The organism is Catellatospora vulcania (genome assembly GCF_009720385.1).
GTDB classification, from domain to species: domain Bacteria; phylum Actinomycetota; class Actinomycetes; order Mycobacteriales; family Micromonosporaceae; genus Catellatospora; species Catellatospora vulcania.
The window spans coordinates 1,326,093-1,337,913 of the sequence record NZ_WARX01000001.1; the positions used below are offsets into that span (position 1 = coordinate 1,326,093).

Here is an 11,821-nt window from a genome sequence, read left to right on the forward strand (position 1 = left end):
GGAGACGCACGTGAACACCCGATTGATGACCCGCGGGGAACCGGGGGACACCAAAGTGCTGCGGCGTGCCTTCGGGACGTTCGCCACCGGCGTCACGGTCGTGACCGTCGGTGGCGACACCCCGCACGGCATGACCGCCAACTCGTTCACCACCGTCTCGCTGGACCCGCCGCTGGTGCTCATCTGCGTCGGCCGCGAGGCGGTCATGCACGCCGTCCTCTGCGAGCAGGGCAGCTTCGGCGTCTCCGTGCTCGCGGCGGACCAGGGGCCGCTGGCCAGCTACTTCGCTGACCGCAACCGGCCCCTGGGGCAGGAGCAGTTCGCGGGGGTGGCGTGCCAGAGCGGCCAGCTCACCGGGGCGCCCCTGCTCGTCGGGGCACTGGCACACTTCGAGTGCGTGGTGCGGCGCACCTACGAGGGCGGGGACCACACGATATTCCTCGCCGAGCCGGTCTCGCTGCACCGCTGCGCCGACGACCAGGCGCTGCTGTTCCTGAACGGCCGATTCCGGCAGGTCGAATCCGAACGAAGCGAGGCCACCACATGACCACCTCCGTGGGGCGGCGCCGGCAGGCGCCGCCCGGCCCGCCGCGTACGGACGCGCTGCGTCAGCTGGCGATCATGAACCGTGACCGGCTGGCGATGCTGACCATGGCCGCGCAGGAGTACGGCGACGCCGCCAAGCTGCCGGTCGGCCCGAAGACGCTCTACTTCTTCAACCACCCCGACCACGCCAAGCATGTGCTGGCCGACAACGCGGCCAACTACCACAAGGGCATCGGTCTGGTCCACGCCCGGCGCGCGCTGGGCGACGGACTGCTGACCAGCGAGGGCGAGCTGTGGCGCAAGCAGCGCCGGGTCATCCAGCCGGCGTTCCAGAGCAAGCGGATCGCGGCCCAGGCCGGTGCGCTCGCGCAGGAGGGGGCCGCGCTCGTGGAGCGGCTGCGGGCCTACGAGGGCCGCGGCCCGGTCGACGTGGTGCAGGAGATGACCGGCCTGACGCTGGGGGTGCTGGGCCGTACGCTACTCGACGCCGACCTGGGCGAGTTCGACAACATCGGCTCCATGTTCGGGGTGGTGCAGGACCAGGCGATGTTCGAGCTGGAGACGCTCAGCGCGGTGCCGACCTGGTTGCCGCTGCCGCACCAGCTGCGTTTCCGGCGGGCCCGCCGGGAACTGGGCCTCGTGGTCGACGAGCTGGTGAGCCGCCGGCGCAGCCGCGTCGCCGACCGGGACGACGTCCTGTCGCGCCTGATCGTCTCCACGGACCAGGAGGCCGATCCGGAGGTGGGGCGAGTTCGGCTGCGCGATGAGCTGGTGACCCTGCTGCTGGCCGGGCACGAGACCACGGCCAGCACGCTGAGCTGGACGCTCTACCTCATCGACCGGCATCCGCAGGTGCGTGAGCGGCTGCGCGAGGAGGCGGTGTCGGTGCTCGGGGACCGGCTGCCGCAGTACGAGGACCTGGCCGGGCTGCGGTACACGGCGATGGTGGTGGAGGAGGTGATGCGGCTCTATCCGCCGGTGTGGCTGCTGCCACGCAAGTCGCTGGCCGAGGACGTGATCGGCGGCTACCGCGTGCCGGCCGGCGCCGATGTGCTGATCAGCCCGTACACGCTGCACCGGCATCCGGGGTTCTGGGACGAGCCGGACCGGTTCGACCCGTCGCGGTTCGACCCGTCGCTGCCGTCGGAGCGGCCGAGATACGCCTACATCCCGTTCGGCGCCGGCCCGCGCTTCTGCGTCGGCAACCACCTGGGCATGATGGAGGCGACGTTCGTGGTCGCCATGCTGGCCCGCGACCTGCGTCTCACGCTGGCCCCGGGCCGCCAGGTGGTGGCTGAGCCGATGCTGTCGCTGCGTATCCGCGGCGGCCTGCCGATGACAGTAGACCCGGCCGCCTGAACCGGGCGCGGCAGCGGGCTCGTGTCCAACCCGGACACGAGCCCGCCGGCGTGTCCGGGTCGCGTCCGGCGCACCGCAAACGGAACCCCCGCCGGGCGGGCGGGGGCTGCGGCGGGAAGGGCGGAGCGGGGCGGGCTCAGGCGGCGCCTGAGGCGGCGATACGCGCCAGCGCGGCGGTGCGGACGTCGAGCAGCGCCATCAGGACCGGCGGGTCCAGGGCACGGACCGGCTTGAGCTGTACGTCGGCGCCCTCGACGGTCGTGTCGCGGCTGACCGTGACCGGACCGAGGGAGGCCACGCACACCTGCCGGTCGGCGCTGTCGGGCCTGGCCGTGTCGAAGGGCACCGAATGGGCCAGCAGATGCCACATCCCGGGTGGCACGTTCTCCAGCAGATAGGGCCCTGGCTCCTGCATCACCGCGCAGGCGATCGGTTTGCCCTCGGGGATGCGGTCGCGGAACAGGCCGAGGAAGATGCTCTCCCGCCGGTCCGGGTCGTGCGGGCGGACGATCCCCCGCACCGTGGCCAATTTGCCGGGCGGCACGAACGCCCCACCGGTCTGGATCTCGGGGGTGACGCCATGCTGGCGGCGGTAGATCGTGGGCGAAAGCCCGACGCTGCGGGTGAACCGGGTGCTGAACGTGCCGACGCTGGTGTAGCCCACTCGCAGGCTGATGTCGGAGACGTTGAACGACGTTGTGACCAGCAGTTGTTTGGCCTGTTGAAGACGCAGGGCGGACAGGAACCTTCCGGGCGAGAGGCCGGTGACTCGCTGGAACATCCGGGAGAAGTGGAACTTGCTGAACATGGCCACGCGGGCCATGTCGTCTATCGTCATTTGCTCTTCCAGGTTGTCGCGCATCACGGTGATGACACGCTCGACAGCTCTTTCCGCCTGGGTGTTCATGGGACCTCACTGCCTCCTCGGGTCGAAGGGCGCAGCGCCATCAGGAAACCGCTCGGCACGGGTCGACAAATGCTTTCGGGCACGCCTGTGATAGGCGCGACCGCATTGGCGCATCGGGCATTTGTCGTCGTGCTGAACGATTTCCGGAGTGCGTCTCCGGGGAACTTGTCCACATGGCCGGGGATGCCGTCCGTGCGGTCGATTCCACTTCGGTCATCCGGTGGGGGTGACCGAAGTCGATGTTAGGGAGAAGTGATCCACGGGACAACACCCGTCTCGTAACGTGTGCGGCCGAGATCGTTCAGCGTGCGCGCACGAGGGTCGAAGGACGGACCCCACCAGCGCGTTCAATGTGACCCGGCAGTAGCTTCCCGGCCAAGTAAGCAACTATTTGGAGAGGCACGGTTGGCACTATTCACTATCCATTACGGTCACTCATAGCAACTGCCGACAAGGCTTCGCACCCCGTCTGCGGGCGCCGGAACACGGGCTGAAGTGCGACGGTGAGCGCTCTCCGAGAGTCGCTCACCGTAGTTGAGTGCGTACACAACGATATTTCGGGCATCGCGGGTGGCCGCACGCCGCGACGGCGCGCGGTCGGGCCGGGCCCGCCGACGTCCTGTCGGGTGCCCGTCGGTGGGCAAGAAACCCCAGTTGAGCAGGGCTTCGAAGCCTCTGCGCCTGGTGGCCCGAAGGTTGCCCCGTCTCGATCAATGTGGAACCATGGACCGCGTTTCCAACCTGACGGAGTTCGATGAAGATTTCGCACCTCAGCAGGCTGAGTGGGGTTTCGGTCCCGACCATCAAGTTCTATCTACGAGAACAGCTGTTACCGCCCGGCGTGCCGACGGCGCGCAACCAAGCCGAGTACGACGAGGCCCATCTCGCCCGGTTGCGCCTCATCCGGCTGCTGACAGGCGTCGGTGACATGAGCCTGGCCGCAGTGCGCGACGTGCTGGCCGCCGTCGACGGCGACGACGTCTCACCGGCCGGCCTGGCCCAGGTGGTGAACCAGGCGCTCCGGGCCGAGTACCCGGTACCACCCGGCAGCCGGACCGCGTACGCCGACGTCGAACGCCGCGTCGACGGCTTCCTGGCCGGCATGGGCTGGCGGCTGTCGACGGGGTCGCCCGAGCGCGAGAGCCTGGTCCGTGTGCTCGCCACGCTCGAGGACCTGGGCCTGCCCGGCCTGCTCGAGGAGCTCGAGCCATATGTCGAGGCGGCTGACCGGATAACCGCGGCGGAAGTGGACCGACAGCAGTCCATCGATGACGCCGCGACGATCGTGGCCAGGATCGTCCTGTTCGAAGTCGCCTTCTCCATCGTGCGCAGGATGGCCTTCAGTCATCATTTGGCACCTCGCGCCGACAGCAACCGACAGGGCGCTTCGGCGCCCCTTTTCGCGCCTAAGGGATAGGGAAACTCCCGCTCGGCGGGGTGACGTTCCCCGCCGCCTCGCGCATCCCGGGATGACCGCATTCCCGGCGACCTCTTCAATCGTGCTCGGGCGCTTCCTTCAGCGCAGTATGAGCATTCCCCGAGAAGACACGCCCCGCCGGATCACGCCACGATATCGAGGTCGAGGACGGCGTCGAGAATTCTGTCGGCCTCGGTAGCCAACGGCAAGAAAAAACCAGTCCGTCTCCTCGCCCGGCGTTGTCGCGCTCGGGCGGTGAGCGCTGCCACCGAGGGGATTCCATGGACCCAACACCCGGCCTGCTCCGTCGGCTCAGCCCGGCGGCTCTCGTGCTGGCCATGGTCAGCACGCTGTTCGTCGTCGCACAACTTCCCGAGGTCTCGGCCGCCGACCGGGCGTCACTGGCGTCCCGGTTCTCGTTCCGGGAACTGCCCATCGCACTGCCACCCGGGCTGCCACAACGCACCGTGCGCGAGGTCAACCCCAAGTACCAGCACATCCGGGCGTGGATCTCGTCCGTCGGCGCCGCCATCGCCGTCAACGATCTCGACGGCGGCGGGCGACCCAACGACCTGTGCCTGGTCGACACCCGCTCCGACGCCGCCATCGTCACCCCCGCCCCCGACAGCGGCGACAGCTACCAGCCGTTCGTGCTCGACCCGTCCCCGTTGCCCACTGGCAAGACGATCTCGCCGATGGGCTGCGTCCCGGGCGACTTCAACCGCGACGGCTGGCACGACCTCCTCGTCTACTACTGGGGACGCACCCCGGTGCTGTTCCTCAACCGCGCTCAGGCCGGGCCGCTGAGCATGCGCAGCTTCCTGCCGACCGAGCTCATCCCCGGCCCGACCTCGCCCAGCGGGGTCTACTACGGCAAACTGTGGAACACCAACGCGGTCGCGGTCGCGGACTTCGACGGCGACGGCGGGCCCGACATCGGCGTCTTCAACTACTTCCCGGACACGGCGGTGCTCGACCCGCAGGGCCAGCCCATCGTGCAGATGAACCACTCGATGTCACGGGCGCAGAACGCGGGCGGCGCCCACGTGCTGCGCTGGACGGGCGCCGACGCGACCTCCGTCCGGTTCGAGGAGCAGGTGGCCATCGACCCGGCGTTCGCCACCGGCTGGACGCTGGGCGCCTCCTCGGCCGACCTCGACGGTGACCTGCTGCCGGAGCTGTATCTGGCCAACGACTTCGGCAACGACCGCTTCTTCCACAACGCCTCCACGCCGGGCCGGATCCGATTCGAGCTGGCAGAGGGCAGCCGCGGACCGCTGGACCCGAAGTCGCTCGTGGTCGGGCACGACTCGTTCAAGGGCATGTCGATCGAGTTCGGCGACCTCGCGGGCACCGGACGGTTCGACATGTTCGTCAGCAACATCACCTCCAGCTGGGGCCTGGAGGAGAGCAACATGGTGTGGCGCAACGACGCCGCCGACCCGGAAGAGGCCCGGCGCCGCATGGCCGACGGCGAGGCCCCGTTCCGCAACCAGGCCGCCAAGATGAACATGGCCTGGATCGGCTGGGGCTGGGACGCGAAGATGGCCGACTTCGACAACAGCGGCCAGGTCGCGCTCGTGCAGGCGGTCGGCTTCGTGAAGGGCAAGATCAACCGGTTCAACTGGCTGCAGGAACTGGCGATGACCAACGACCTGCTGCTGCGCGAACCCGACATGTGGCCCAAGGCCGAGCCCGGCGACGACATCTCCGGCTCACAGCCGTTCGCGTTCTGGGTCCGCGAGGACGGCGAGAAGTTCGTCGACATCAGCGCCGACCTCGGCATGACCGACACGACCCCGAGCCGGGGGATCGCCGTCGCCGACACCAACGGCGACGGACGCCAGGACTTCGCCGTGGCCCGGCAGTGGGGACCCCCGGTCTACTACCGCAACACCGGCGCCGCGCAGGGTGACTTCCTGGGCCTGAGGCTGCACCGCCCGGTCACGTCCGGCGCGCCCGGCGGCCCGATCGGCACCCCTGCCTACGGCGCCGTCGCGAAGGTGACCATGGCCGACGGCAGCACCCGCGTCGCACAGCTAGACGGCGGTGGCGGCCACTCCGGCAAGCGCAGCTTCGACGTGTTCTTCGGCCTCGGCCAGGCCGGCGGCAAGCCGGTCTCGGTCGAGCTGTGCTGGCGCTCACTGGACGGCGCGGTCCACCGCCAGCAGCTGGACCTGGCCGCGGGCTGGCACGACATCATGCTCACCGACAAGGCCCAGGAGGTGCCGTCGCGATGACCCACGTCGAACGGGTGGCCACGCCATCCATCACGGTCCGCAGATCCCCCGGGCAGCAGGCCCGCACCGACACGGCAACCGCCGCCGGCACCGCGCCGGCGACGAAGGCGGCCCGGGTCGACAACGCCGACCCCCGCTACAAGGCACTGCGCAACTTCGCCATCTCCATGAGCGTCTTCAACATCCTCGGGTACACGGTGCTCGGCTTCGAGCAGCCCTGGACATGGCCACTGTTCGCGCTGGCCGTCGGCTACACCACCGAGATCGTGATCGAGCTCGTCGCGGCCTGGGCGCAGCGGCGGCCGGTGGGCTTCCGCGGGCACGGCGTCTGGGGCGTCTACACGTTCCTGCTGCCGACCCACATCACGGCGCTGGCGGCGAACATGCTGCTCTACGCCAACGACGTGTTCTGGCCCATCGCCTTCGCCGTGGTCGTCGCGATCGGCCAGAAGGCGGTGCTCCAGGCGCCGATCAAGGGCCGGATGCGGCACTTCATGAACCCGTCGAACTTCGGCATCACCATCACCCTGCTGGCGTTCTCGTGGGTCAACGTCGCCCCGCCCTACCACTTCACCGAGAACGTGCCGGACATGATCCGTATCGCCGTCCCGCTGATCATCCTCACCGCGGGCACGGTGCTCAACGCGATGCTCACCAAGAAGGTGGGCCTCATCGTCGGCTGGCTGGGCGCCTTCGTCATCCAGGCGCTGATCCGGCACTGGATCTGGGACGTCGCCCTGTGGGCGTCGCTGGCGGTGATGACCGGCGTCGCGTTCGTCCTGTTCACCAACTACATGATCACCGACCCGGGCACGACGCCGACGCCGTTCAAGTGGCAGTTCATGTTCGGCTCGAGCGTGGCCATGGTGTACGGCGTGCTCATGCAGTTCAACATCGTCTACACGCTCTTCTTCGCGGTCACGATCGTGTGCCTGGCTCGCGGCATGTTCTGGTGGGGCAGGTCGCTGCTGGAACGGCGGCAGGCAAGCGTGGCGGGCACGCCGAGGCCGGCTGCCACCGGCTGATCCCGTCCCGGAGCCCGGTGGCAGGTCGTGCGCGACCCGCCACCGGGCTCCTCTCGTCAGACGCGACATCACCGACCACGAGTTCATGCCGAGCGTGGTGTCGCTCGGCCGCCCACCACGCCTGGACGATGGCGTGAGCGGAGAAAACGTTCCGGGACGGTCCCACCGAGCCCGACACACGCCCCCGGACGTGTGCGACGCTCTGCCCGACCGGTGGGCAGCGGCGCCGGCCGTCAACGGGCGAAGACCTCACACGCTGGCGGATGACCACCGCCGCGCGGCTGCTCCGCGACACCGACAAGACCCTCGACCAGTTGGCTGCCGCCATCGGGTACGGCTCCGCGCTCGCGTTCGCCAAGGCCTTCCGGCGCGAGTACGCCAGCACACCCGGCCACTACCGCGGCGCTCGGCGAGGACGCCGCTGAGCACTTGTTCGCCGCCGTGGGCCGACCGGGTAGCCGACCGTCGACTCCGGTCGAACCGGCATTACTCTCCAGCGGTGAACAGCGCCGAAGACCCGGCCGAGAACTCCGCCGGACCTGCGATCCATCGGAGAATCGGTGGCGGGCGGGCGCTGCCGTGCATCGAGCACCTTCTCGCCTGTGGGCAGGATCGGGACGGTGAGCCCCATGCCTCGTGACCGCACGCCGATCCTTATCGCCGCAACGACCGCGATCGCTTCGTGTGCCCTGCTGGCTCTGTCGATCTGGTTCGGCTGGCTCGGCCCTGACGTCGGCCGCGGTGCGAACTTCTGCGAAGCACCGAACGGATGGACGGTCCGACAGCCGGCCAATACGTTCAGCAATGCAGGCTTCGTCGTGGCCGGTCTGCTGATCGCCTGGCACGCCGGTGTACCGGGCGAGGCCGGCAAGGGCCTGGCCGCGCACCGGTATCTGGCCACGTTCATGGCCTGCCTGGTGGTCCTGCTCGGACCGGGTAGCGCCGCGATGCACGCCACGCAGTCCACGGTCGGCGGGCACCTCGACATGTCGAGCATGTACCTCGTCGCGTCCTTCGCCGTCGCGTACGCCGCGATGAGATGGCTTCGCGGCAACGTGCGGCTGTTCGGGGCGGCGTTCGTCGCCGCACTGGCATTCTGCGAGCTGGTCGGCTTGTGGCGAGGGGAGCTGGCTGTGGTTATGCACTCTGGCAACGCCGCGTTCGCGTTCCTGCTCGTCGCGGCGATCACCATCGAGGTGCTGATCATCCGTCGGCGCGAAGTCCGCGCCCGCATCCCTTACGCGCTCACCTCGCTGGCATCGATGCTGGCCGCATTCGTCATCTGGAACGTCGGCAAGGTGTGGCTGTGTGACCCGCACTCGCTCATCCAAGGTCATGCGGCCTGGCACATCCTGTGCGCGGTGTCGGTGTACTTCCTCTACCGGTACTACGCCGGCGAAGAGGTCGCCGACGGTCCGCGCCAGGGGCGGTCCTCCCTGGAAGATCCGAGGCGAAAGCCAGGAGCGGGTCCCGTCGCCCGTGTCGGATCAGGCCCTCGTCGTTCGTGGAGAAGGTGGAGGGTGGCCGCGGCGGTCACTCCGGCAGAGGAGGAGACATGACCGAGTATCTCATCGCGTTCAACGACGAGTGGGTGCCCGACCAGACGGTCGAGGGCCTGCGCGAGAAGTCCGAGGTCGCATGGCGCTGGTGGCGGAGATGAAGACCGCTGGGGTCCTGGTCTTCACCGGCGGTCTGGACGACACCGCCCCCGTGTTCAGCGTCGACGCGTCGAGCGGCACGCCGCTGTTCACCGATGGTCCGTTCGTCGAGTCCAAGGAGCACCTCGGCGGCTTCGCCGTCGTGGACGTGGCCGACGAGGACGCGGCGCGACTGTGGGCGGCGAGGATCGCGGTCGCCTGCGGCTGGCCGCAGGAGGTGCGCCGGTTCCGGGTCCACGCGCAACGTCCACCGACCGCTTGAGCAGCCGGTGGACATAGGCCTCCTCGCCCGCTGCTGTCCGCTCGTGGCAGGCGACGCGTGGGCCGCACCCGGAAGACCCAGGTGCGGCCCACGCGTCGCCGCACCGGCAACGGCCTGAGGTCAGCCCGGCCCGCCCGGCGTGGTGACCTGTCCGGTGCTCGGCCGCAGCTCAGCCCGCAACTGCAGAAACCGGAACAAGCCCGGTCGGCCGACGACCGCCTGGTACCGGTCGACGACGGTGTCCACGAACGCGGCGACCTCCGCCGCCGGCAGTCGCTTCGCCCAGTCCGAGAACCCGACCGCGCACCACTGCGCGAACCGCTCACGTGAGCCGAAGTCCCACTCCCGGTCGACGACCTGCTGCTCTACGACCCGCAGACCCGCGCTGCCCGCGATCGCGGGCAGCTCATCAGGGTCGATGTGCAGGTAGGGCGGTGTGAAACCGGTGAACGCGGACGCCCAGCGCGGATCGCGCGTCATCGCCATCGCCACGCGCTCGACGCTCGGGCGGGAACCGTGGCAGACGAACTGTACGAGCACCCGCCCGCCGGGGTTCAGCGCCGCCGCGATGTGGCGATAAGCGGTCTGCTGGTCGGCCACCCAGTGCAGCGCGTTGAACGAGACCACCAGGTCGAAGTCCGGCCCGTACGCCATGGTGGTGACGTCGCCGACCTCGAACGACACGTTGGTCAGCTGGTCGTCGGCAGCGTGGGCGGCCTCGATCATGCGCGGCGACGGATCCACGCCGAGGACGGACCCTGCCGGCACCCGGGCCGCGAGCAGCCGGGTCACGTAGCCGTCGCCGCAGCCCACATCGAGCACCCGCTCGGTGCCCAGGACCGCGACGGATTCGAGGGCGGCGGTCGCCATCGCCCGCTGCAGCCCGCTGATGTGCGCGTAACCAGCGCCGTCCCAGTCGGCCATGCATGCTCCCGGCCGCGTCGGTGATGCGTCGTGCGGTGGGTGTGCACCGTTCCGGCGGATCAGGGCATCCCATCCCGGCCGCGCTGGTGCACATGATGGATTATCTCGGCCTTGTCCGGAGAAAGCTGACTGATGCCATATCTGGATCAGCTCAAATCGTGGGGTCGACACGGGGTCTCTGGAGGAACGACGGCTGACGCCGACATTCACGAGCCGGCCGCGAAATCCCGGCGCAGACCGAACGCAACTACTTCCCGCGACCGGGCCGCCCCGGACTCGACCCGAAGGTGGGGAACTTGCGGACGATGCCCGCGACCGGTGCAGGGCAGGCACCGGTCCGGCACCCCGCTGACAAGTTCATACGCGGTTGATCACAGTGCGGGTGACCCACACCCGGAACTTCCTAGAGGCCGAGTCGGACCGGCCGGTCCGGAGTTCCCGCTGCGAGCAGCGATGTCAAGGGCGTGATGAGGTCGCGGGGCGAGAACAGCTCAGATCCCCTACAGCCGGCGATTTCCGAGAGCCGCCACCAGCGGAACGCGGCCAGGTACTCCGCTGCGGCCAGTTGGTCGTCTGTCAGCTCGCCGCGGGGCTGGAAGTTGTTCGTGCGGATGAGGAAGTAGTCGTTGATGATGCCGCCGGAGCCCCGCGGATGGTCGGCGGCCGAGATTTCCTGGTGCCAGATGTGCGGTGGATCGGCGGTGATCGCCAGACCGGTCTCCTCGCGCAGTTCACGGCGCAGAGCCGTCAGCGGGTCCTCACCGGGTTCGATGCCGCCGCCTGGCGCCGCCCAAACGGCCTTCGCTTGCGCTGGCACCGCCGGGTGAGGAAAGTCGAACCGGCAGAGCAGGATGCGGTCGTCCTCATCAAGGATGACCGCGCGGACGGCGCGGCGCAGGTTCGGTGTCATGGCATATCGGATGCGGTGGCGAGGCGGATGACGATCGGCACCGCCGCAGACTAGCAACCGTGAGATCGGGCGATGACTATGAACGCCGTTCTCGGCGCGAACGGCCGGTCCCGGGCTGCGATCACGGCAGATTGAGCTGCCAGGACACCCCGAAGCGGTCGTTGACCCAGGCGAAACGGGTGCTGAAGCCGTAGTCGGCGAGCGGCATCAGTTCCTGGCCGCCGTCGGCGAGCGCCGCATGCAGGTGGGTGAGTTCGGCGTCGTCCTTGCACTGCACGAACAGCGACAGCGACGGCGTGAAGGTGAACGCGTGGCTGACGGAGCTGTCGCTGCACAGCACCCGCTGTCCGGCCACCTTGAACTCGGCCAGCTGAATGCCGCCCTGCTCGCCCGGGTGCGGCGTCACGGTGAGGACCTCGCCGTCGTCGAACAGGGAGACGTAGAAGTTCATGGCCTCGGTGGCGGCGCCTTCGAACATCAGGAACGGGGTGAGCGTGGTCTCGGCAGCGGTCATGACCGTACGTTAGGCAAGCCGTCACTTGCCTGTCAAGGCGGCGCGTCAGTACCAGCTGC

At 69.0% G+C, this 11,821-nt stretch carries 11 protein-coding genes and 1 pseudogene; 8 read left to right on the forward strand and 4 right to left on the reverse strand.

Annotated elements, in window-relative coordinates; translation table 11 throughout:
• Positions 1–25 precede the first annotated feature (25 nt).
• Complete coding sequence (locus F6W97_RS25180) at positions 26–547, forward strand: flavin reductase family protein (RefSeq protein ID WP_155373119.1); 522 nt, start codon at positions 26–28, stop codon at positions 545–547.
• The gene (locus F6W97_RS25185; protein WP_155372857.1) at positions 544–1,905 is read left to right on the forward strand and encodes a cytochrome P450; all 1,362 of its coding nucleotides are present in this window, start codon (positions 544–546) and stop codon (positions 1,903–1,905) included. The genes F6W97_RS25180 and F6W97_RS25185 overlap by 4 nt, the downstream gene beginning before the upstream one ends.
• Before the next feature lie 136 nt (positions 1,906–2,041).
• Here the strand turns inward: F6W97_RS25185 and F6W97_RS25190 are convergent, their stop codons facing one another.
• Entirely contained in the window at positions 2,042–2,812 is a 771-nt protein-coding gene (locus F6W97_RS25190; protein ID WP_155372858.1) for a helix-turn-helix domain-containing protein, read from the reverse strand.
• A 754-nt stretch (positions 2,813–3,566) separates the two neighbouring features.
• Between F6W97_RS25190 and F6W97_RS40895 the strand changes: the two genes are divergently transcribed.
• The 6 genes and pseudogenes from F6W97_RS40895 to F6W97_RS25220 all read left to right on the forward strand — a co-directional run bounded on the left by F6W97_RS40895 (position 3,567) and on the right by F6W97_RS25220 (position 9,414).
• Complete coding sequence (locus tag F6W97_RS40895; RefSeq protein ID WP_230686940.1) at positions 3,567–4,229, forward strand: MerR family transcriptional regulator; 663 nt, start codon at positions 3,567–3,569, stop codon at positions 4,227–4,229.
• Between the two features lie 281 nt (positions 4,230–4,510).
• On the forward strand, positions 4,511–6,469 hold the full coding sequence (locus F6W97_RS25200; RefSeq protein WP_155372859.1) for a CRTAC1 family protein: 1,959 nt from the start codon (positions 4,511–4,513) through the stop codon (positions 6,467–6,469).
• Positions 6,466–7,494, forward strand: a complete 1,029-nt coding sequence (locus F6W97_RS25205) for an enediyne biosynthesis protein (RefSeq protein WP_330164984.1) — start codon at positions 6,466–6,468, stop codon at positions 7,492–7,494. Before F6W97_RS25200 ends, F6W97_RS25205 begins: the two co-directional genes overlap by 4 nt.
• 260 nt (positions 7,495–7,754) lie before the next feature.
• Positions 7,755–7,919: pseudogene (locus F6W97_RS25210) on the forward strand (helix-turn-helix domain-containing protein); the annotation flags it as partial.
• Positions 7,920–8,123: 204 nt separating this feature from the next.
• On the forward strand, positions 8,124–9,053 hold the full coding sequence (locus tag F6W97_RS25215; protein ID WP_196279302.1) for a ceramidase domain-containing protein: 930 nt from the start codon (positions 8,124–8,126) through the stop codon (positions 9,051–9,053).
• A gap of 97 nt (positions 9,054–9,150) precedes the next feature.
• A complete protein-coding gene (locus tag F6W97_RS25220) occupies positions 9,151–9,414 on the forward strand; it encodes a YciI family protein (RefSeq protein WP_230686941.1) in 264 nt (87 codons plus the stop codon).
• A 120-nt stretch (positions 9,415–9,534) separates the two neighbouring features.
• On the opposite strand, the gene F6W97_RS25225 is transcribed toward F6W97_RS25220, so the two are convergent.
• From F6W97_RS25225 to F6W97_RS25235, 3 genes are all read right to left on the reverse strand, one after another.
• Positions 9,535–10,338 (reverse strand): class I SAM-dependent methyltransferase, encoded by an 804-nt coding sequence (locus F6W97_RS25225; RefSeq protein ID WP_155372862.1) that lies wholly within the window; start codon positions 10,336–10,338, stop codon positions 9,535–9,537.
• Between the two features lie 403 nt (positions 10,339–10,741).
• On the reverse strand, positions 10,742–11,248 hold the full coding sequence (locus tag F6W97_RS25230) for an NUDIX hydrolase (RefSeq protein ID WP_155372863.1): 507 nt from the start codon (positions 11,246–11,248) through the stop codon (positions 10,742–10,744).
• A gap of 121 nt (positions 11,249–11,369) precedes the next feature.
• A complete protein-coding gene (locus tag F6W97_RS25235) occupies positions 11,370–11,762 on the reverse strand; it encodes a VOC family protein (RefSeq protein WP_155372864.1) in 393 nt (130 codons plus the stop codon).
• Positions 11,763–11,821 lie beyond the last annotated feature (59 nt).

Coding starts and splice junctions, on each gene's coding strand:
- F6W97_RS25205 (WP_330164984.1), top strand. CDS start 6,466: ATGACCCACGTCGAACGGGTGGCCACGCCATCCATCACGGTCCGCAGA.
- F6W97_RS25235 (WP_155372864.1), bottom strand. CDS start 11,762: ATGACCGCTGCCGAGACCACGCTCACCCCGTTCCTGATGTTCGAAGGC.
- F6W97_RS25220 (WP_230686941.1), top strand. CDS start 9,151: ATGAAGACCGCTGGGGTCCTGGTCTTCACCGGCGGTCTGGACGACACC.
- F6W97_RS25200 (WP_155372859.1), top strand. CDS start 4,511: ATGGACCCAACACCCGGCCTGCTCCGTCGGCTCAGCCCGGCGGCTCTC.
- F6W97_RS25215 (WP_196279302.1), top strand. CDS start 8,124: ATGCCTCGTGACCGCACGCCGATCCTTATCGCCGCAACGACCGCGATC.
- F6W97_RS25185 (WP_155372857.1), top strand. CDS start 544: ATGACCACCTCCGTGGGGCGGCGCCGGCAGGCGCCGCCCGGCCCGCCG.
- F6W97_RS25180 (WP_155373119.1), top strand. CDS start 26: ATGACCCGCGGGGAACCGGGGGACACCAAAGTGCTGCGGCGTGCCTTC.
- F6W97_RS25225 (WP_155372862.1), bottom strand. CDS start 10,338: ATGGCCGACTGGGACGGCGCTGGTTACGCGCACATCAGCGGGCTGCAG.
- F6W97_RS25230 (WP_155372863.1), bottom strand. CDS start 11,248: ATGACACCGAACCTGCGCCGCGCCGTCCGCGCGGTCATCCTTGATGAG.
- F6W97_RS40895 (WP_230686940.1), top strand. CDS start 3,567: ATGAAGATTTCGCACCTCAGCAGGCTGAGTGGGGTTTCGGTCCCGACC.
- F6W97_RS25190 (WP_155372858.1), bottom strand. CDS start 2,812: ATGAACACCCAGGCGGAAAGAGCTGTCGAGCGTGTCATCACCGTGATG.